Source organism: Qipengyuania aestuarii, assembly GCF_019711535.1.
GTDB classification, from domain to species: domain Bacteria; phylum Pseudomonadota; class Alphaproteobacteria; order Sphingomonadales; family Sphingomonadaceae; genus Qipengyuania; species Qipengyuania aestuarii.
In genome coordinates this window covers 802,136-820,680 of record NZ_JAIGNP010000001.1, presented here as the reverse complement: position 1 = coordinate 820,680, position 18,545 = coordinate 802,136, and the positions used below count along the sequence as shown (strand labels likewise).

Below are 18,545 nucleotides of genomic sequence, written 5' to 3'. Positions count from 1 at the left end.
GACTCACCCTGTGGATAACTTCAAGCGGGGGTAATGTGATGGCGGTCCTCGAGACCACGAAGACGCGCGACCGGATGGTTGCGAAAGCAAAGACGAAGACGGTTAAGGCCGACAACACGAGCATTCTGCCCGTCGGGCAGATCCTCGATGGCGACTGCATCGAAGCCATGCGCTCGATTCCCAGCGCGAGCGTCGATCTCGTGTTCGCCGATCCGCCTTACAACCTCCAGCTGGGCGGCGATCTCAACCGGCCCGATGGCAGCCATGTCGACGCGGTTACCGATCACTGGGACCAGTTCGACAGCTTCGCGCTGTACGACAAATTCACGCGCGAATGGCTGACCGAGGCCAAGCGCATCCTCAAGCCCGATGGCGGGCTGTGGGTGATCGGCAGCTATCATAACATCTACCGTGTCGGTGCGATCCTGCAGGATCTCGGCTTCTGGATCCTCAACGACATCGTCTGGCGCAAGTCGAACCCCATGCCCAATTTCCGCGGCACGCGCTTCACCAATGCGCATGAGACGCTGCTGTGGTGTTCTCAGGGCGAGAAGGCGAAGTATCACTTCAACTACCGCGCGATGAAGACGTTGAACGACGAATTGCAGATGCGCAGCGACTGGGTCCTGCCGATCTGCAACGGGGCGGAGCGGCTGAAGGAAGGCGGGCACAAGGTCCATCCGACCCAGAAGCCCGAAGCACTGCTTTACCGCGTGCTGCTGTCGACCACCGAAAAGGGCGACGTCGTGCTCGATCCCTTCTTCGGCACCGGCACCACCGGTGCGGTTGCCAAGCGCCTTGGCCGCCAGTGGATCGGCTGCGAGCGCGAGAGCAATTACCGCGATGCCGCGCTCAAGCGGATCGAAAAGGAACTGCCGCTGGACGAAAGCGCGCTCACCACGATGCAGGCGGGCCGCAGCGCTCCCAAGGTGGCGTTCGGAGCACTGGTCGAAAACGGCTTCATCGCGCCGGGCACCATTGTCTTCGACAAGAAGCGCCGCTGGACCGCGACAGTCCGCGCCGACGGCTCGCTCGCCCATGAAAAGCAGACCGGCAGCATCCACGGCCTCGGCAAGGAATTGCAGGGCGCGCCCAGCTGCAATGGCTGGACCTTCTGGCACTACGAGGTCGAGGGCCCGAATGGCAAAGACGTAAAACCCATCGATGCCGCGCGGCAGCTGTATCTGCTGGCGGTCGAGGACTGAGCTGGATCACCGAAGCGTAGCCCAAGGAGCGCGTATTTCCGTGACTTGGGTTCCGGCTTTGCCTACGCGTTCCTACCGATGCCCGATGTCATACCCTTTGAAAAGCTGAGCGCGGATCACCTGCGCCTTATCCTCGAAGCTGGGCAGATCGGCATCTGGGAACTCGACGTTGCCAATGGCGAAGCGGTCCGCAACCGGCGGCACGATGCCATTTTCGGGTATGACGAGCCGCTGAAAGAGTGGACCTTCGACAGGTTCCTGGGCCACGTCCTTCCCGACCAACGGGATGAGGTCGAGACCAAGCAGCGCGCGGCGATAGCCGATCGAACCGTCTGGTCTTTCGACTGCGCCATTCGCGATGCCCATGGCGAGAAACGATGGATCAGTGCCTCCGGCCAGCCTCTCGTCGGGGAGGACGGCCATGTCGACAAGATCATCGGCCATGTCATCGACATCACGCAGACAAAGCAGCGCGAAGCCCGGCTCAAGCTGCTCACCGACGAACTCAACCACCGGGTGCGCAACATGCTCTCGGTGATCAAGTCGATCGTGCGCCTCTCTTCTCGCAAGGCCGCGGACCTGCCGAGCTTCGCTGCGGCTCTGGAAGGTCGCGTCAGCGCCCTGGCGCGCAGTCACCAGATATTGGTCGGCGATGGTTCGGCATCGCTCACTCCGAGCGCGATCTTGGACGCGGAACTGGCGGTGCTCCCCGATCTCGATGCCCGGATCGAAGTGACGGTTAAGGACGAAGTGCCACTGACCGGCTCGATAGGCCAGGGTCTGGCCCTGATCTTTCACGAACTCACTACGAATGCGCTGAAATATGGGGCGCTTTCCAACGATTGCGGACGCATCTCCGTCAATATCGTGCGCGAGGAAGACACGCTTTTCATCGAGTGGCGCGAGCTGGGCGGACCGCCGGTCAGGGCGAGCAGCGCCCATGGCTTCGGGACAATTCTCATCGCCGATGCCATCGGCTCGGCAGGCAAGATCGACCTGCGTTATCCGCCCGAGGGCGTCGAGTGCGATATCAAGGTCAAAATCGCCTGAGGCCCCTTTCCCGCTGAACCGTCCGTGCTGGACGAATGCCGTTCGGCAGCATAGGGCAGGCCGCGATGGCCCTCCTTCCCCGCAGACCTCGGTTCCTCGACGGCAAGATGCCGCAGGAACTGGTCAGTGCGGACGACTGGAAGCGGCGCATCGCGATGCTGGTTTCGGCCGTGCTCATCGGACTGGCAGCGCTGCTGTTTGCCGAACTGGGCGATCATGCCCAGGCGCTCTTTTCCTCCGTCCGTAGCGAGCATGTCTGGCTGCCGCTCGTTCTCACTCCGGCCACCTTCCTTATCGTCGCCGCGCTAACCCGCCGCTTCGCCAGCGAGGCGGGCGGTTCGGGCATTCCGCAGGTCATGGCAGCCAGCCGCGATCCGATGGGCCCTGCGGCGCGCGCCCTCATGTCGCTGCGCGCGGCGTGTGCCAAGATTGTGCTCACGGTGGTGGCGCTGTGCGGCGGCGCATCCGTGGGCCGCGAAGGCCCGACCGTGCAGCTCGCCGGATCGATCATGGTCCAGGTCCACCGGCTCTTTCGCCTGCGCGTTACGCCGGGCGTGATCATTGCAGGCGGGGCCGCGGGTGTGGCCGCCGCCTTCAACACGCCTCTCGCAGGCATTGCCTTCGCCATCGAGGAACTGGCGACCGCGTATGAGCAGCGCGTGGCCGTCCTCGTCATGGGCGCGGTGATGATCGCCGGTCTCACTGCGCAGGGGCTTGCCGGGGATTACATCTACTTCGGTCTGTTGCAGGGCAGCCTACCGCTGACAACAGTCCTCATCGCCGCCCCGCTGGCCGGTCTGTTCGGCGGCGTGTTGGGCGGGCTGTTCTCGCGCCTGTTCCTCATGCTCCGGGGCCCCGAGGGGCGCTGGTCCGCGGTCCTCGGCAAACGACCTTTGCTGACCGCCGCGCTCTGCGGCGTCGTCGTTGGCCTCCTCGTATTCCTTACCGATGGCGATGCAGCAGGCACGGGCTACGAACCGACCAGGGCGCTGCTCGAAGGCGAACAGGGCGATTACTGGTTTGGTCCCGCCAAATTCCTCGCCGCGCTGGCAACCAGCGTCAGCGGCATTCCCGGCGGCATCTTCGCCCCCTCGCTCGCCGCCGGGGCGGGCTTTGGCCAGATCCTGACGCCGCTCTTTCCGGCCGAACAGGCGGGTCTGATCGTCCTGCTCGGCATGGCGGGCTATTTCACCGGCGTCGTTCGCGCGCCGCTGACGGCTGTGATCATTCTGGGCGAAGCGACGGGCAGCAGCCATGTCATCCTGCCGCTGTTCGCAACGGCCCTGATCGGAGACTGGGCGGGGAGCTTGGTCTGCCGCGAGAAGCTGTATCTCGCACTGGCACGGGGCTTCATGCCGAAGGACCCCGCCGAGCCTGCCAGAGAGAGCTAGGGACGCGCCGCGGTGGGGCGCATTGCATTTTCTGGCCGGGACCATGTTCCATCCTGCCGCCAATCGGCTAGGACAGCCTGGCAATGACTGATCGCATCTACATCCGCCCCATCGGCCTCGTGCCCGGTCCGCAAAGCGAACACGGCAATGCCATCCGGCTGGCCGGCGGCATGGTCTATGCCAGCCGTTTCGCCGTGATCCTGCGCCGCGACGGGGCAGTGGCGGAACGCTGGCTCGCCGCGCCCGACACCATCGCCGATGTGATGGGCGCCTTGCCCGATAGTGTCGCGGATGATGCGGAACGCCAGTGGGCCAATCTCACCCTGGCGCATCCCCCGTTCGAACTGGGCAGCCGCACGATCCGGCTCGACCAGCCGCAGATCATGGGCATTCTCAATGTCACTCCCGACAGTTTCAGCGATGCCGGAGCTTTCATGGACGATCCCGATGCCCAGCGCGAACAGGCCTCGTCGATGATCGAAGCCGGGGCCGCGATCATCGATGTGGGCGGCGAAAGCACCCGGCCGGGCGCGAAAGCGGTGTGGGAAGGCGACGAGATCAAGCGCGTGGTGCCCGCCATAGAAATGTGCGCAGGGATGGGCGCTGCGGTCAGCGTCGACACCCGGAAGGCCGCGGTCATGGAAGCGGCGCTGGCTGCCGGTGCCACATTGATCAACGATGTCTCCGGCCTCACCCATGACCCGCGAAGTGCCGAAGTAGTGGCGGGCGCGCAGTGCGCGGTGGTGCTGATGCATGCACCCGGTACGGGGCAGGACCTCCACGAAGGCGGCGACTATGCCAGCGTGGTGTTCGATGTTTTCGACGAATTACGCGCGCGCCGCGATGCCGCGCTGGAAGCCGGCGTGGCAGGAGAGCGCATCATGCTCGATCCCGGTATCGGGTTCGGCAAATCGCTGTCGGACAATCTCGCGCTGATGAACGCCTTGCCGCTGTTCCACGCGCTGGGGCACCCGGTCCTGCTCGGCGCGAGCCGCAAGCGCATGATCGGGGCATTGTCGAACGAAGCCGGCGCCGACCATCGCCTCGGCGGCAGCGTGGCGCTGGCGCTCAAAGGTATGGATGCGGGCGTGCAGCTGCACCGCGTCCACGATGTCGCGGAAACGGTGCAGGCGCGCAATGTCTGGCGCGGTCTGCGCGATGCGGCGCTGACCGATTTCGGCGATCTGCCGGGCTAACCGGGCTAACCGGGCGAGGCGGCGCTCCCTGCGAGCAGACCGCCATCCATCGTCAGTTCGGCGCCGGTCATATAGGCGCTGTCCGCTGAAGCCAGATAGACGCAAAGCGCAGCGACTTCTTCCGGTCTGCCGAACCGCTTGAGCGGAGTGTCTGCGACCAGAGCGGCCATGGCCGCCTCGCGCTCTTCGCCCTGGCCCAGCATCGGCTCCCACATGGGGGTCAGCACGGCGGCGGGATGGACCGAATTGCAGCGGATGCGCCAGCCCTGCTGCGCGGCGTAAAGCGCCACCGATTTGGTGTGGTTGCGGATCGCCGCCTTGCTCGCGGCATAGGCTGCCGCGCCCGGGATGCCCACCATGCCGGATCGCGAGGAGATGTTGATGATCGAGCCATCGCCGCCTTCCTTCATCGCCCGCAAGGCGTAGCGGCAGCCGAGAAAACATCCGTCGGTATTGACCGCGTGAACGCGCCGCCAGTCGGCCAGACTGGCCGTTTCGGGATCGTGCGGCGCTGTGCCGGTTGCGAAGCCGGTGATGCCCGCATTGTTGACGAGCACATTGATGGCGGGATGCTCACTTTCTAGGGCAGCCCAGGCCGGTTCGCTGGCCACGTCCAGTTGGCGGAATTCGCAGTCGAGCCGCGCGGCCGTGGCCGCTCCAGCCGTTTCGTCGATTTCGGTCAGGATAACGCGCGCGCCTTCGGCGATGAAGGCGGCGCAGACGGCCTCGCCGATCCCGCGCGAACCGCCGGTGACCACGCAGAGCATGTCGTTCAGTTTTTGCATGAGCTTTCTTTCGAGAAGTAATCAGGTCTGGCGGTCAGGCCATCGCGGGCCGGAAATGTATGAGATCCGCCGTGGCGGTCGCCTTAGTTCACCTGACTTGCTCCTCTTTTCCTGCGGGCATCATGGCCGTTTCAGCCCGGATTGTCGATCCCCAGCTCCTGAAGCTTGCGGTAGAGTGTCGAGCGGCCGATACCCAGGCGGCGGGCGACTTCGCTCATCTTGCCTTCGTACTGCCCGATGGCGATGCGGATCACGTCCGCCTCGATCTCTGCCAGCGTGCGCAGATTGCCGTCTTCCTTGTAGAGCAGCACGCCGAGACCCCGTGCGCGGCTTTCCCCGCGGTCGGTATCGCCCAGCAATGCACTGAGATGTGGGAAGCTGTGGTCGGTCAGCGCTTCGCGCTGCTCGTTGATGCAGGCGCGGAACAGCACGTTCTGCAGCTGCCGGACGTTGCCCGGCCAGTCGAAAGCCTCGAGCAGGGAGAGGCCGCTATCGGCGATGGAATGGTGCTTCATTCCCTCCACCTCGGCAAAGGCGGCAAGGAAGAAGCGGGTGAGGGCGGGGATGTCGCCGGACCGGTCGCGCAGGGCCGGCATCACGATGCGGGTGAGCGACAATTTCTCGTAGAGCGAAGCGGAGAACAGGCCTTCCTTCACCATGTCTTCGAGCGGGACCCGCGACGAGGCGAGAATGCGCACGTCGATCTTGAAGCCATGGGCGGCGCCGACCGGACGCACGATGCCGGTTTCCAGCGCGGCGTCCAGGCTATCCTGCAATTCGCGGGGCAGGGCATCGATCGAGCCGATCATCACGGTTCCCCCGTCGCAGCGGGCAAGCACGCCTTCCTGCCGTTCCAGATCGTGCGGCGTGCCGGCGCTCTCGCGACCGAAAATCAGCCCCTCCAGCATGTCGTGCCGCTGCACCGCGCATTCGAGCATTTCCGTAGGCCCCTTAGCGCGCGCCGAGGTATGCTGGATGGCTTTCATCAGCGTTGCCTTGCCCGTGCCGCTTTCGCCTTCGACCAGCACATGCCCGTTGCCGCGCGACGCGGCGGCGGCCTTGGCAAGAGCGATCCTGAACTGCGCCTCGGAGCCGACCATGCCGCCGAATTCGAGGATCGAGACGAGCTTTTCGGAAAGGGGAAGGAGCTCGTCGCGGGGAAGGGCGACGAGGCTGGAATTGCGCAGCGCCGTGGTCAGTCGTTCGGGCCTGATCGGTTTCACCAGATAATCGTTCGCACCGCCCTTCATGGCATCGAAGACGATTTCCGGGGCGTTTCTGGTGCCGATCACCAGGATCGTGCAGTCGGGCTGGAGTTCGTGCACCTGCTGGATGAAGCGGCCAGCATTGTCCGCGGCAACTTCGCCGTCGAACAGCAGGATGTCGACCTCCGGCCCATCCTCCGCGCCCAGCATTTCCAGCGCTGCCGCATAGGTTTTCGCCGTGAGGATATCGAACCCTTCATGGGCCGCGACAGGAGAGATGGCGCTGATCTGAGGAGCGTCCTCGTCGATCAGCATGAGCAGTCTGGTGTCCGACCCTGCCATTGTGTGTGCTCCCCAATTCATTTTCTGCCCCGGGCGTCCCTCCCGCTCCGTCAACTAACCTAGACGCTAGAAGGGACCGGTAAAGAGCGTATTAACTCTCATGCCCGGCGAACGGCGCAGGACAGGGCGCGGTTGCCCAACGCCCTTGTCGAGCGGAGCACTCCATTCTAAACCTCTGCCGGAAACACCAACATCGAATAAGGGTACAAGACATGGAAACCGCCAACGACCGCAAGGCTCATGAGAAAACCTACGGTTCCTTCATCGGCATGCTCAAATGGGCAGTCCCGCTGATCGTGGCTATCGCTGCCTTCGTCGTCCTGATGATCGCCAGTTAAGCCCGCGAGGCGCATGCGGATCGCGGCACTGAAGGAGCGGGCGCCCGGTGAAAACCGGGTCGCCATCACGCCCGAAACGGTGAAGAAATTCATCGCCCTGGGTGCCACGATCGCGGTAGAGGAGGGGGCGGGGCTCGCCGCCTCCGTCACCGACGAAGCCTATCGCGAAGCCGGGGCCGAAGTCGTCCCGGCTGCCAAGGCTGTAGAGGGGGCGGACATCGTGCTGGGCGTGCAGGCGCCCGACGTGATGGCGCTGGCCGGCGCGAAGCCGGGCGCCTGGGTCGCGGCAACCTTCAATCCCTTCCGCGAGACAGAGCGTGTCGCTGCCTATGCCAAGGGCGGTTTCGAGGCGCTGGCGATGGAATTCATGCCGCGCATCACGCGTGCGCAGAGCATGGACGTACTGTCCAGCCAGTCTAATCTGGCAGGCTACAAGGCGGTGCTGACGGCCGCCAACACTTACGGCCGCGCCTTCCCGATGATGATGACCGCCGCCGGCACGGTGCAGGCGGCCAAGGTTTTCGTGATGGGCGTCGGCGTGGCGGGCCTGCAGGCGATCGCCACCGCCAAGCGGCTCGGCGCGCAGGTATCCGCCACCGATGTGCGGTCGGCCACCAAGGAACAGATCCAGTCGCTCGGAGCGAAACCGGTGTTCGTCGAGGACGTCGCGGGCATCGAGGGCGAAGGCTCGGGCGGCTATGCCACCGAGATGAGCGAGGAATACCAGAAGGCGCAAGCCGAGCTGGTCAGCGCGCACATCGCCAAGCAGGACATCGTCATCACCACCGCGCTGATCCCCGGCAGGCCCGCGCCGAAACTGATTTCGGACGCGCAGATCGCCAGTATGAAGCCGGGCAGTGTGATCTTCGACTTGGCCGTGGCGCAGGGCGGAAACGTGGCAGGCTCGCAGCCCGACCAGACCGTCGAGAAACACGGCGTGAAAATCGTCGGCTATTCGAATACCGCCGGCCATCTGGCAGCCGACGCATCGGCTCTGTTCGCGCGCAATCTCTACAATTTCCTCTCGGCCTTCTGGGACAAGGAGGCCGGCAGGCCCGTGCTGGACGAGGAAATCGGCGACGCCGTGCGGCTCACGCAGGGCGGCAAGGTGGTGAACGAAAGATTGGCCGGATAGGCTCTCGCGCGCTGGCTGTCGGCGGCAATTCGCTCCCTTGAAAGCGCGCCGCGCGCAGATATCCGCGTGTCTCGGAACATTAGCCTTGGCTAAACCGTAGGGTGACCGGGAGATTGAAAAGGGACCCTACAATATGAAGAAGGCTTTTTTGATGGGAGTGGGCGCAGCCGCGCTGTCACTCGCAGGATGCGCAACCACCATGGGCGGCTCGATGGATAATGACGTCGCCTATATCGACGGCGCTGCCATGTACGCCAATCAGAACATCGTGGCGAATGCGGCCAATTCGCCGATCCACACCACGCTGGTGGCAGCGGTCAAGCAGGCACAGCTTGTCGACACGCTTTCGGGTCCGGGACCCTTCACTGTGTTCGCTCCGACCGATGCGGCCTTTGCCCGCGTGCCCGAGGCCACCCGCAACATGCTGATGATGGACGCCAACCGCCCGGCGCTGCAGAAAGTTCTGACCTATCACGTCGTTCCGGGCCGCATAACGGCAGCCGATCTGATGGATCGCATTCGTGCCGGGAATGGCACGGCAACGGTCACGACGGTTCAGGGCGAACCGCTGACCTTCCACATGCAGGGCGGCAATGTGATGATCATGGGCAAGAACGGCAGTTCGGCTTATGTGACACAGGCCGACGTCATGCAGTCGAACGGCGTGATCCACGTGGTCAACGGCGTGCTGACACCCAGCATGTAAGCCTGCTTCAACGCAAAAGATCGGGGCCGCGAGTGCATTGCGCATTCGCGGCCCCGTTCGTTTCGGCGCTCGACTTTGATCCGATCCTCTTGCACAAGGTTTGCAGGTTCTTTGGGAAGGGGCGGACAGTTGGACTTCATTTCGATCCTGTCGATCTTCGTGCTGGCGTGTTTCGTCGGCTATTACGTGGTCTGGTCGGTCACGCCCGCGCTGCACACGCCGCTGATGGCGGTGACCAATGCGATTTCTTCCGTGATCATCGTCGGCGCGCTGATCGCGGCGGCGGCGGCGGATGTGCCGGGGGCAAAGTGGCTGGGGCTGCTCGGCATCGTGCTCGCCAGCGTCAACATCTTCGGCGGCTTCGCGGTAACAGCGCGGATGCTGGCTATGTACAAGAAGAAGGAGAAGAAGTGATGATGCGCTTCCTCTCCATCCCGTCATTGCGAGGCGACGCAGTCGCCGCGGCAATCCATAGCCCTCGCGCGAAGCTTGGCGGCCGGTCTATGGATCGCTTCGTCGCTTCGCTTCTCGCGATGACGATGGTGGGTTTTGCCACACCCGCTCGGGCCGCAACCGGAGAGGCGGTGAACCCGTGGGTCGCGCTCGCCTATCTCGTGTCGGGCGTGTTCTTTATCCTTGCGCTGCGCGGCCTTTCGTCGCCCGCGACGAGCCGGACGGGCAACCGCTTCGGCATGATCGGCATGCTGATCGCCGTAGTGACGACGCTGGTGACGCATTTTCCGATGAGCGCTCCAGTTAGCGAGACGCCTGTTGCGATGGACGTCGCTTGCGTGCATGACTGTGTCCAGCGATTTGACCTGTTCTCTATGGGCGAAATCCTCATCGCCATCGCCGTCGGTGCGATCATCGGCATCACAATCGCCCGCCGGATCGCCATGACCGCGATGCCCGAACTCGTCGCGGCCTTCCATAGCCTCGTCGGTCTGGCCGCAGTGCTTGTCGGCTGGGCGGCCTATCTCAATCCGGGTGCGTTCGGGTTGCTGGTGCCGATGGATACGATCGGCACGGACTACAGCCTGCCGATGCAGATCGGCGCAGTCAGTAAGGTCGAGATGGGCCTCGGCATCGCCATCGGTGCCATCACCTTCTCCGGCTCGGTCATCGCCTTCCTGAAGCTGTCGGGGCGGATGAGCGGATCGCCCATCCTCCTGCCCGCGCGCCACATCATCAATCTCGGTACGCTGGCGGCGATCATCGTGCTGACCGCGCTCTTCGCCATGGCGTCTCCTGCCGAGACCATGCCGCTCATCGTCGCGCTGACCGTGCTCGCCTTCCTTATCGGTTTCCTGCTGATCATCCCCATCGGCGGGGCGGACATGCCGGTCGTGGTGTCGATGCTGAACTCCTATTCGGGCTGGGCGGCGGCGGCGATGGGCTTTACGCTCGGAAATACGGCGATGATCATCACCGGCGCGCTGGTCGGCTCGTCGGGCGCGATCCTCAGCTACATCATGTGCCGTGCGATGAACCGCAGCTTCATCTCCGTAATCGCGGGCGGCTTCGGCGCGGACGACAGTGCAGGAGCGGGGGGCGAGGCGAAAGAGCAGCGCCCCTACAAGCAGGGCAGCGCGGCCGATGCGGCCTTCATGCTCGAACAGGCGGAAAAGGTCATCATCATCCCCGGTTACGGCATGGCAGTGGCACAGGCGCAGCACGCCTTGCGCGAAATGGCCGACATCCTCGAAGAAAAGGGCGTGGAGGTGAAATACGCGATCCACCCCGTCGCCGGGCGCATGCCGGGGCACATGAACGTGCTGCTGGCCGAAGCGCAGGTGCCTTACGAAAACGTCTTCGAGCTGGAGGACATCAATTCCGAATTCGCGCAGGCCGACGTTGCCTTCATCATCGGCGCGAACGATGTGGTGAATCCGGCGGCCAAGACCGACAAATCATCGCCCATCTACGGCATGCCCGTGTTCGACGTGGACAAGGCGAAACAGGTCTTCTTCATCAAGCGCTCCATGGGCGGGGTGGGCTATGCAGGCGTGGACAATGACGTCTTCTACATGGACCAGACCATGATGCTGCTGTCCGATGCCAAGAAGATGGTCGAAGAAATCGTGAAGGCGCTCGACTGAATTCATGCGTAACATCATTATCATCATCGCTCTGCTCGCGATCGGCGGCCTGTTTCTGTGGGGCGCGCTCGGCGGGGTGGAACAGGTCACCTCAGACAGGATCGAGACCACGCTGGTCGACAAGGGCATCCCCCAGCCGGTGGCTGCCTGCATGGGCCAGCGTCTGTCGGAACGCCTTTCGCTCAACCAGCTGCGCAAGCTGGAAAACTTGCAGGCCCGCGAGGGCGAGAGCGAACTGCCGCTGACCATGGCCGAATTTCTCGAGCGGCTGCGCCGGGTGGACGATCCCGAAGCGATCGAAGTCGTCGGCACCTCTGCGGCGATCTGTTCCTTCGCGGCCCGCTAGACCGGCAACGGCTATCAGGGATCGCGAGAACGGAATCGCGCCGGGGCAAAGGCCGTCTCGGCCCTTTCCTACTCGGGACCAATTCGCCTATCCTCGCGCCATGAGAATGACCGAGCCATGCCATGGGGGCGCCCGACGCGCAGCGGGGATTTTATCCTCTGGACTGTGCTCCAGGCGCTCCATCCTTCAGGATTGGATGGCTCAAGCTGAACGGGGAGGGTCTCGATGAAGTGGTTCTGGCGGGGGCTGCTGATTCTCGTCGCGGTGCTGGTGGTGGCCGTGCTGGCCTTCCGCGTACCCGATACCGACCCGGCGGCGATGCGCGCGAAATACGGCGCCGCCCCGTCGCAGTTCATCCCGGTGGGCGATGGCCGGGCGATCCATGTGCGCGATGAAGGCCCGCGCGATGCACCGGTGATCGTGCTGCTTCACGGATCGAACTCCGATCTGCATACGTGGCAGGAATGGGCTGACATGCTGAAGGCGGATTACCGCGTGATCCGGTTCGACCAGCGCGGCCACGGGCTGACCGGCCCCGCGCCGGACGATGACTATAGCCCCGAAGCCTTCGGCGCAGACATCGACGCGGTGACCGCCAAGCTGGGCGTCGACACCTTCACGCTGGCGGGCAATTCGATGGGCGGCGGCATCGCCATGGCCTATGCCATCGCCAAGCCCTGGCGGCTGGATGCGCTGGTGCTGGTCGATGCAGCAGGCGCGCCGGTAGAGCGGGAAGGGGGCGGCAATATCGCCTTCACGCTGGCAGGCGTGCCGGTGGTGGGCGACATCATGAGCCAGCTGCTGCCGCGCAGCCTGGTCGCCAAGAGCCTGCGCCAGAGTGTGTCCAATCAGGCCGTCGCCACCGATGCCGCCATAGATCGCTATTGGGAACTGGCACGATATCCGGGCAATCGCGGCGCGACCCGCAAACGGTTCGGAACGGCCCGCAGCAGCTTCGATGCACAGGATGTGGCGCGGGTCCGAGTGCCCACGCTGATCATCTGGGGGAAGGAAGATGCGCTGATCCCTTACGAGGCGGCGCTGTGGTACGATGAGCATCTGCCGCGCTCCACGCTGGTGGCCTATGACGGCGTCGGGCACCTGCCGATGGAAGAGGCGGCAGAACGCAGCGCCACCGACCTTGCCATCTGGCTTCCCGAAGCGCTGGTTCCGCCCGATCTGCCAATCACGGAACCGGCAGGTGCCGAGCCCGTTCTAAGCCCTTGAACATGAGGGGCCGCACAGGGGGCGGCTAAACACGATTGAAGGGAGCGCGGACTTTGCGCACATTGGGTCTCATCGGCGGGATGAGCTGGATTTCCACCCGCGCCTATTACGAACGCATCAACAAGCTGGTCCAGCAACGGGCACAGCCGATGGCCAGCGCGCCTTTGGTCATTGAAAGTCTGGACTATTCGCGGATCGCAGCGGCCAAGAATTCCGATGACTGGGACGGGGTCGCCTCGATCCTGGTCGAAAGCGCGCGCAAGCTGGAAGCGGCCGGTGCCGAAGGGCTCGTGATCGCGGCAAACACCATGCACAAGGTCTATGACCGCGTGGCCGAAGGGATCTCGATCCCGGTCATCCACATCGCCGATGCGGTGGGCGAAGCGATGGCCGAGGCGAATTGCGAAAGCGCCGCACTGCTGGGCACGCGCTACGTGATGACCGAAAGCTGGTATCGCCAGCGGCTGGTCTCGCACGGCGTGGACCTGCTGCCGCCCGATCCGGGCGATGTCGAATTGGTCGATGGCATCATCTACAAGGAACTGATGCTGGGCCGGGTGACGCGCGATGCGGAACGCGCGCTCAAGAGCGTGATCACCATGAAGGATAAGCAGGGGGCGGATGCCATCGTGCTTGCCTGCACCGAGCTCGAACTGGTCGTCGATACCGATGCCAATGTGCTGCCGGTGTTCGATTCCACCGATATCCACTGCCGCGCCGCGACCGACTGGATCTTCGGCTAGACCTACGCTTTTGCCCGATCGTGTGAACCTTCCTGCCGAAAAGCGGGAAGGTTCGCTTTTCGTTCACGTTGTCGCGGGGAATCGGGTGACCTAAGCCCCCTCGCAGATGCACAAAGCCCCTTACGCCGCCGATCCCGCCTCATCGCGCGGACGCGAATTCGCCGAAGACCGCGATGGCGCGCGCGGACCGCGCAGCGAATTCCAGCGCGATCGTGACCGAATCATCCATTCGATCGCCTTCCGCAGGCTGCGCTCCAAGACCCAAGTCTTCGTCGCTCCGGACGGCGATCACTATCGCACCCGCCTCACCCATAGCATAGAGGTGGCGCAGATCGGGCGGGTCATCGCCCGCGAACTCGGGCTGGACGAGGATCTGACCGAGGCGCTTTGCCTGGCGCACGACATCGGCCATCCGCCATTCGGCCATGCGGGCGAGAAAGCGCTGGAAGAGGCCATGAGCCATGCCGGTGGCTATGATCACAACGCCCACGGCATCCGCACGCTTGCGCGGCTCGAAAGCCCCTATCCCGAACGCGTCGGGCTGAACCTGACCTGGGAAATGCTGGAAGGTATGGCAAAGCACAATGGCCCGGTCGCAACGCCGAACTGGGCACTGGCCGAAGTCGATCGGGCGTTCCCGCTGGAGCTGGGTGAATGGCCTTCGCTCGAGGCGCAGGTTGCAGCGGTTGCCGACGACATTGCCTATGACAACCACGATATCGACGATGGCCTGAGGGCAGGCTTTCTCGATCTCGACGACCTGATGGAGCTCGATTTCCTCGCCGACCAATTCCGCAAGGTCGAGCGGCGCTTCCCGCATGTGGCGCGGGACATCCAGCTGCGCGAACTGATCCGAAGCCAGATCGGGCTGATGGTCAACGACGTCATCCACCATACCCGCGCGAATGTGTCGGGGATGGGCGATATTGCGCAGATCCGTGGCGCGGGTCGTCAGCTGGCCGGATTTTCGCCCGATCTGGCCGATGAAGAGCGTCGCCTTAAGAAATTCATGTATGATCGCCTCTATTACCACGCGGAACAGATCGCCACGGCGGAAAAGGCGCGCGACGTCGTCGCACGGCTATTCGTGGCCTATCAGCAGGATCCCAGCACCATGCCCGACGACTGGTTCGAAAGATTACCCACCCGCGAACCGGAGAAAAGTCGCCACATCGCCGATTTTATCGCGGGCATGACCGACCGTTTCGCGATCGACCAGTGCCGCAAGATCTATGGGCGCGCGCCGGAAGGTCTCTCGAATGTCTGACGCCCTGCGGATCTGTCTTGTTGGGGCGACCGGACTGGTTGGCGGCAAGGTTCTCGAAGCCTGTGTGGGCCGGGAAGACGTCCGTATTCAGGCAGTTGCCCGGCGGGAGGCCAATCTCCCGCATGGCATCAGGATCGAATATTTCGTCGCCGATCCGTGCAAGTGGTCTGAAATATTCGAAGCCCTCAGGCCCAAGGCGGTGATTTGCACGTTGGGAACCACGTGGAAAAAGGCGGGCGAAGATGAGGCGGCATTTCGCGCGGTGGATCAGGAACTCGTGTTGAATACTGCGAAAGCAGCGCTGGATAACGGAGTGGAACGCTTCGTCCATGTAAGTTCGGTTGGCGCGGACCCTGCCTCGAAGACCTTCTATCTTCGGGTGAAAGGCGAAGTGGAGCGGGACCTCACCCGCCTGCGTTTCAACCGGCTCGATATTCTTCGCCCCGGACTTCTTCTCGGAAGGCGCGACAACGATCGCCGCACAGCTGAGAGGATGGGCATCGCCGTATCTCCGATCGCGAACCTTCTGATGCATGGCAAATATCGCCAGTATCGCGGCATCGATGCCGAATTGGTCGCAAAAGCCGCTGTGTCGCTGGCGAAGCGTGCGGCAAGGGGGCGGTTTGTCCATGACAACGATGCAATCATGCGGGCGGCACACTCGCTCCCCGCGTTGGTCGAGACCTGAGGGGGATCGCTATGTGGGACAGTCTTTTCTCAGCAGCTAATCTGCTCGCATTGATCATGTGGGCTGGCCTGATAATTCTGCCTCGTTGGCCCGCCCTTCTTTCAGCTGCACTTTATCTCGGCGTTGGCCTGCTTAGCTTCGCCTATACTGCCGCCTTGGCGGGCATTCTCAGCGGAGTGCTCCAGACATCTGGCGGAAGCGGTTCAGGCATGGATTTCGGTTCGATCGAGGGAGTACGTTCCATCTTCGCAACGGACGCCGGGGTCACGATCGGATGGATACATTACCTGGCGTTCGACCTGTTTGTCGGCATCTGGATAGCCCGCGATGCCGATGCGAAGGCTTTTGGACGCTGGGTGCAGGCCCCCATCCTTCTCGCGACTTTCCTCGCTGGTCCATTCGGCCTTCTTTTGTGGCTGATCATACGTGAACGGCGAGCGAGAAAGGGCGGAGTGAGAAGCAATATCCGGATACCAAGGGGATGACCGCGTGAAGCGTGTTTCTCCCGCTGTCGCTCGTAACTCGCAACCCATTGCGGAAGTTCTGGACAAGGAACTGCCGAAAAGCGGCCTGGTACTCGAAATCGCCAGCGGCACCGGCGAACATGCTGTCTTCATGGCGCATCGTTTCGCTTCGATCCGCTGGCAGCCAACCGATCCCGATCTGGAAGCACTCACATCTGCCGCGGCATGGGCAAAGGAGCAAGGGCTTCCCAACCTGCTCGAGCCATTGCAACTGGATGCCCGCATGTCCAACTGGCCAGTAAAAGCTGCTGATGCGCTTGTTTGCATCAACATGATCCACATCTCTCCCTGGGAAGCAACGCTGGGCTTGTTTCGCGGTGCAGCCGACACTCTCCAGGATGGTGAGCCGCTCATCTTATACGGCCCATTTCTGGAAGAGCATGTGGAAACAGCCCTGTCCAACCTGGCATTCGATGCTGATCTCAAGCGCCGAAGTGCGGAATGGGGAATCCGCCGACTTGGCGCTGTGGATGTGGTCGCAAAAGCCACCGATTTCGAACGCACTGCGCGATATCAAATGCCGGCCAACAATCTGATGATCGTGTATCGCAAGAACTCAAATCACAAAAACAAAACGCCCGCCGGTTAGGGCGGGCGTTTCCTGACAACCGAAATGTAGCCCTCAGTTGATCGCTTCTTCTCCGGCGCGGCCGACAGACTGGATGTCTTCGCCCAGGCCCTTGACCGTGTTGCAGCCGGCCACCACCACCGACATGGTCAAAGCAGAGATAAGAAGGGTCAGTTTTCTGGTCATTCGGATCGTTCCTTAGTCGATCGCGTTTTCACCGGCATTGCCGACCGATTCGATGTCCTTGCCTACGCCTTTTACGGTGTTGCAAGCGGCTGCCGTTAAAGCGATCGAGGTTACGCCAAACGCGAGTAAGAGTTTCTTGATCATCGGTGTTCCTTCCCGAAGAACCTGTTGGTGGCCTTCTGAGGCTTAACAACGCCTTGCCATGAAACGCGTTCCACCTGGGAAAAGGCGAAAAGCGGACTTGGCGCGGTATCTCGGCCACACCATATGGCGCGCCGATGCACGAGTTTCTAACCTTCGCCAGCGACGCAGATATTCTCGCCATGTGGGGGGTGGCTTTTCTGGGCCTTGCCGCTTTTACGTTGATCATGGATCGCCGCCGCAATCGGCGGGCGCGCATAGACCGCATCGGCTGGATGCCATGGACCGGACTGTTCTTGACCTTCGCGGTGATTGGCGGAGGCCTTCTGGCAGTCGCGATCCCAAGTATTTTGAGAGCTTAACCGTTAGACCGCTTTTCTCGCGGAAATTGTTTCCGGTTCGCTGTCCAGTTGATCAATTTATGTTGCATCGGAATTTCCACGTTTCGGTGGAGAATGTCAGCGACCAGCAAGACAGTCGCTAGACAGATGATAACTGCGAAATTGGTAGGAACGACTGGGAAGTCCAAAGCTAAGTAGCCGAAGAACAGGAATAACGGAACATGCACTAGATAAATTGCATAACTACGCGATCCCAACCATTGCAAGGGCGCACCCCGCAGCTGCCTGATTTTTGGAGCGAGTAACAGAATGGCAGGCCAACTTACTAGCGTTTCGACGATGACCCAGTGAAGTGCAGATCCCAGAATGAAGGGAAATAGTGCAGCAAGAGAGAGGATTCCCCACGGAATATAGGAGAGTTTTTCCTCATGCTGTTGGACCAAGCATCCCACGAAAAAGCCAAGAAGGCCGCGGCCGATGTATGGCGACATTTCACTGAGTATTAGAAACGCGCCAGTAAATGCTAAAAATGTGCATGCAAGAGGTAAGCGACGGGGCCCTGCGGTGATCGCTAATATGGCGAAAAGTGCGTAACAAATTAATTCTACCGAGATCGACCAAACGGGAGGATTCAACAGTTCCAATTTTGGCACGAATGCGTGCAGCATGAATAAGGACAGGGAAAAGTTTGCCCAGGTCGTGCTAGGAGCATAACGCAGCATAAATCCTGTAAAACAGATGATCACTACATGAACTGGAACCAGCCTGGCTATTCGTGCCCATGCGAACTTTGCGAGATCGACGTCCTCCCTCATCCGGCCACGACGCAAATAGCAATGAGCAAATATGAAGCCCGATAAAACGAAAAAGAGATCGACGAGATGCCAGCCTTTTAAAAGAATCCATTCCCCTCCAGGCAAGGAAGCGACTGGATTTGGTGCGCCAGCAAGAAAGATGCGTAGATGAAAAAGCGCTACACCTAACGCGGCCAAACCTCTTAAACCATCTAGTTCTGGAATACGTTGAGTTTTTGCTCTTGGTTCGGAGGCCATTACTGATTAC

At 62.2% G+C, this 18,545-nt stretch carries 22 protein-coding genes; 17 read left to right on the top strand and 5 right to left on the bottom strand.

From position 1 onward, the window contains the following. Window positions 1–38: 38 nt before the first annotated feature. The 4 genes from K3175_RS04115 to folP all read left to right on the top strand — a co-directional run bounded on the left by K3175_RS04115 (window position 39) and on the right by folP (window position 4,842). Entirely contained in the window at window positions 39–1,205 is a 1,167-nt protein-coding gene (locus K3175_RS04115) for a site-specific DNA-methyltransferase (protein ID WP_221542063.1), read from the top strand. 78 nt (window positions 1,206–1,283) lie between these two features. After that, a complete protein-coding gene (locus K3175_RS04110) occupies window positions 1,284–2,255 on the top strand; it encodes a sensor histidine kinase (RefSeq protein ID WP_221542062.1) in 972 nt (323 codons plus the stop codon). A gap of 65 nt (window positions 2,256–2,320) precedes the next feature. Next, window positions 2,321–3,646 (top strand): chloride channel protein, encoded by a 1,326-nt coding sequence (locus K3175_RS04105; protein WP_247710643.1) that lies wholly within the window; start codon window positions 2,321–2,323, stop codon window positions 3,644–3,646. An 83-nt stretch (window positions 3,647–3,729) separates the two neighbouring features. Next, window positions 3,730–4,842 (top strand): dihydropteroate synthase, encoded by a 1,113-nt coding sequence (folP, locus tag K3175_RS04100; RefSeq protein ID WP_221542061.1) that lies wholly within the window; start codon window positions 3,730–3,732, stop codon window positions 4,840–4,842. Window positions 4,843–4,847: 5 nt separating this feature from the next. Here folP and K3175_RS04095 read toward each other — a convergent pair whose 3' ends face one another. Both K3175_RS04095 and K3175_RS04090 read right to left on the bottom strand, forming a co-directional pair. Then, window positions 4,848–5,627 carry an SDR family oxidoreductase gene (locus tag K3175_RS04095; RefSeq protein ID WP_221542060.1) on the bottom strand — a complete coding sequence of 260 codons (780 nt, stop codon included), beginning with the start codon at window positions 5,625–5,627 and terminating at the stop codon, window positions 4,848–4,850. A gap of 131 nt (window positions 5,628–5,758) precedes the next feature. Continuing rightward, window positions 5,759–7,174 carry a sigma-54-dependent transcriptional regulator gene (locus K3175_RS04090; RefSeq protein ID WP_221542059.1) on the bottom strand — a complete coding sequence of 472 codons (1,416 nt, stop codon included), beginning with the start codon at window positions 7,172–7,174 and terminating at the stop codon, window positions 5,759–5,761. Window positions 7,175–7,386: 212 nt separating this feature from the next. Here K3175_RS04090 and K3175_RS04085 point away from each other — a divergent pair, with 212 nt between their 5' ends. The 12 genes from K3175_RS04085 to K3175_RS04030 all read left to right on the top strand — a co-directional run bounded on the left by K3175_RS04085 (window position 7,387) and on the right by K3175_RS04030 (window position 16,836). Continuing rightward, window positions 7,387–7,512, top strand: a complete 126-nt coding sequence (locus tag K3175_RS04085) for an aa3-type cytochrome c oxidase subunit IV (protein ID WP_221542058.1) — start codon at window positions 7,387–7,389, stop codon at window positions 7,510–7,512. Window positions 7,513–7,525: 13 nt separating this feature from the next. Next, window positions 7,526–8,647: an NAD(P) transhydrogenase subunit alpha gene (locus K3175_RS04080; RefSeq protein WP_221542057.1), complete on the top strand. Its 1,122-nt coding sequence runs from the start codon at window positions 7,526–7,528 to the stop codon at window positions 8,645–8,647. A gap of 133 nt (window positions 8,648–8,780) precedes the next feature. After that, window positions 8,781–9,353, top strand: a complete 573-nt coding sequence (locus K3175_RS04075; RefSeq protein WP_221542056.1) for a fasciclin domain-containing protein — start codon at window positions 8,781–8,783, stop codon at window positions 9,351–9,353. Between the two features lie 129 nt (window positions 9,354–9,482). Further along, window positions 9,483–9,767 (top strand): NAD(P) transhydrogenase subunit alpha part 2, encoded by a 285-nt coding sequence (locus K3175_RS04070; RefSeq protein ID WP_006833497.1) that lies wholly within the window; start codon window positions 9,483–9,485, stop codon window positions 9,765–9,767. A 125-nt stretch (window positions 9,768–9,892) separates the two neighbouring features. Next, window positions 9,893–11,452 carry an NAD(P)(+) transhydrogenase (Re/Si-specific) subunit beta gene (locus K3175_RS04065; protein ID WP_221542351.1) on the top strand — a complete coding sequence of 520 codons (1,560 nt, stop codon included), beginning with the start codon at window positions 9,893–9,895 and terminating at the stop codon, window positions 11,450–11,452. Window positions 11,453–11,456: 4 nt separating this feature from the next. After that, window positions 11,457–11,798: a hypothetical protein gene (locus tag K3175_RS04060; protein WP_221542055.1), complete on the top strand. Its 342-nt coding sequence runs from the start codon at window positions 11,457–11,459 to the stop codon at window positions 11,796–11,798. 225 nt (window positions 11,799–12,023) lie between these two features. Next, window positions 12,024–13,025, top strand: coding sequence for an alpha/beta fold hydrolase (locus K3175_RS04055; protein ID WP_221542054.1), 1,002 nt, complete (start codon window positions 12,024–12,026; stop codon window positions 13,023–13,025). A gap of 53 nt (window positions 13,026–13,078) precedes the next feature. Continuing rightward, on the top strand, window positions 13,079–13,768 hold the full coding sequence (locus tag K3175_RS04050; protein WP_221542053.1) for an aspartate/glutamate racemase family protein: 690 nt from the start codon (window positions 13,079–13,081) through the stop codon (window positions 13,766–13,768). A 106-nt stretch (window positions 13,769–13,874) separates the two neighbouring features. Beyond that, a complete protein-coding gene (locus K3175_RS04045; RefSeq protein ID WP_221542052.1) occupies window positions 13,875–15,035 on the top strand; it encodes a deoxyguanosinetriphosphate triphosphohydrolase in 1,161 nt (386 codons plus the stop codon). Next, a complete protein-coding gene (locus tag K3175_RS04040) occupies window positions 15,028–15,723 on the top strand; it encodes an NAD(P)H-binding protein (protein WP_221542051.1) in 696 nt (231 codons plus the stop codon). Before K3175_RS04045 ends, K3175_RS04040 begins: the two co-directional genes overlap by 8 nt. A gap of 11 nt (window positions 15,724–15,734) precedes the next feature. After that, window positions 15,735–16,208 (top strand): ABA4-like family protein, encoded by a 474-nt coding sequence (locus tag K3175_RS04035; RefSeq protein ID WP_221542050.1) that lies wholly within the window; start codon window positions 15,735–15,737, stop codon window positions 16,206–16,208. A gap of 4 nt (window positions 16,209–16,212) precedes the next feature. Next, window positions 16,213–16,836 (top strand): DUF938 domain-containing protein, encoded by a 624-nt coding sequence (locus K3175_RS04030; protein ID WP_221542049.1) that lies wholly within the window; start codon window positions 16,213–16,215, stop codon window positions 16,834–16,836. 33 nt (window positions 16,837–16,869) lie between these two features. Here the strand turns inward: K3175_RS04030 and K3175_RS04025 are convergent, their stop codons facing one another. Then, the gene (locus tag K3175_RS04025; protein WP_221542048.1) at window positions 16,870–17,001 is read right to left on the bottom strand and encodes an entericidin A/B family lipoprotein; all 132 of its coding nucleotides are present in this window, start codon (window positions 16,999–17,001) and stop codon (window positions 16,870–16,872) included. A 12-nt stretch (window positions 17,002–17,013) separates the two neighbouring features. After that, window positions 17,014–17,145, bottom strand: a complete 132-nt coding sequence (locus K3175_RS04020) for an entericidin A/B family lipoprotein (protein WP_221542047.1) — start codon at window positions 17,143–17,145, stop codon at window positions 17,014–17,016. Window positions 17,146–17,279: 134 nt separating this feature from the next. Here K3175_RS04020 and K3175_RS04015 point away from each other — a divergent pair, with 134 nt between their 5' ends. Next, complete coding sequence (locus K3175_RS04015; protein ID WP_221542046.1) at window positions 17,280–17,504, top strand: hypothetical protein; 225 nt, start codon at window positions 17,280–17,282, stop codon at window positions 17,502–17,504. On the opposite strand, the gene K3175_RS04010 is transcribed toward K3175_RS04015, so the two are convergent. After that, window positions 17,501–18,535, bottom strand: a complete 1,035-nt coding sequence (locus K3175_RS04010; RefSeq protein ID WP_221542045.1) for an acyltransferase family protein — start codon at window positions 18,533–18,535, stop codon at window positions 17,501–17,503. The genes K3175_RS04015 and K3175_RS04010 overlap by 4 nt on opposite strands. Window positions 18,536–18,545: the final 10 nt, after the last annotated feature.

What these genes read in the sequence shown, in the direction of transcription:
- K3175_RS04025 (WP_221542048.1), bottom strand. Translation starts at nt 17,001, where the DNA reads ATGACCAGAAAACTGACCCTTCTTATCTCTGCTTTGACCATGTCGGTG.
- K3175_RS04080 (WP_221542057.1), top strand. Translation starts at nt 7,526, where the DNA reads ATGCGGATCGCGGCACTGAAGGAGCGGGCGCCCGGTGAAAACCGGGTC.
- K3175_RS04110 (WP_221542062.1), top strand. Translation starts at nt 1,284, where the DNA reads ATGCCCGATGTCATACCCTTTGAAAAGCTGAGCGCGGATCACCTGCGC.
- K3175_RS04015 (WP_221542046.1), top strand. Translation starts at nt 17,280, where the DNA reads ATGCACGAGTTTCTAACCTTCGCCAGCGACGCAGATATTCTCGCCATG.
- K3175_RS04105 (WP_247710643.1), top strand. Translation starts at nt 2,321, where the DNA reads ATGGCCCTCCTTCCCCGCAGACCTCGGTTCCTCGACGGCAAGATGCCG.
- K3175_RS04035 (WP_221542050.1), top strand. Translation starts at nt 15,735, where the DNA reads ATGTGGGACAGTCTTTTCTCAGCAGCTAATCTGCTCGCATTGATCATG.
- K3175_RS04060 (WP_221542055.1), top strand. Translation starts at nt 11,457, where the DNA reads ATGCGTAACATCATTATCATCATCGCTCTGCTCGCGATCGGCGGCCTG.
- K3175_RS04020 (WP_221542047.1), bottom strand. Translation starts at nt 17,145, where the DNA reads ATGATCAAGAAACTCTTACTCGCGTTTGGCGTAACCTCGATCGCTTTA.
- K3175_RS04055 (WP_221542054.1), top strand. Translation starts at nt 12,024, where the DNA reads ATGAAGTGGTTCTGGCGGGGGCTGCTGATTCTCGTCGCGGTGCTGGTG.
- K3175_RS04045 (WP_221542052.1), top strand. Translation starts at nt 13,875, where the DNA reads ATGCACAAAGCCCCTTACGCCGCCGATCCCGCCTCATCGCGCGGACGC.
- folP (WP_221542061.1), top strand. Translation starts at nt 3,730, where the DNA reads ATGACTGATCGCATCTACATCCGCCCCATCGGCCTCGTGCCCGGTCCG.
- K3175_RS04115 (WP_221542063.1), top strand. Translation starts at nt 39, where the DNA reads ATGGCGGTCCTCGAGACCACGAAGACGCGCGACCGGATGGTTGCGAAA.
- K3175_RS04085 (WP_221542058.1), top strand. Translation starts at nt 7,387, where the DNA reads ATGGAAACCGCCAACGACCGCAAGGCTCATGAGAAAACCTACGGTTCC.
- K3175_RS04090 (WP_221542059.1), bottom strand. Translation starts at nt 7,174, where the DNA reads ATGGCAGGGTCGGACACCAGACTGCTCATGCTGATCGACGAGGACGCT.
- K3175_RS04040 (WP_221542051.1), top strand. Translation starts at nt 15,028, where the DNA reads ATGTCTGACGCCCTGCGGATCTGTCTTGTTGGGGCGACCGGACTGGTT.
- K3175_RS04095 (WP_221542060.1), bottom strand. Translation starts at nt 5,627, where the DNA reads ATGCAAAAACTGAACGACATGCTCTGCGTGGTCACCGGCGGTTCGCGC.
- K3175_RS04075 (WP_221542056.1), top strand. Translation starts at nt 8,781, where the DNA reads ATGAAGAAGGCTTTTTTGATGGGAGTGGGCGCAGCCGCGCTGTCACTC.
- K3175_RS04010 (WP_221542045.1), bottom strand. Translation starts at nt 18,535, where the DNA reads ATGGCCTCCGAACCAAGAGCAAAAACTCAACGTATTCCAGAACTAGAT.
- K3175_RS04065 (WP_221542351.1), top strand. Translation starts at nt 9,893, where the DNA reads ATGGTGGGTTTTGCCACACCCGCTCGGGCCGCAACCGGAGAGGCGGTG.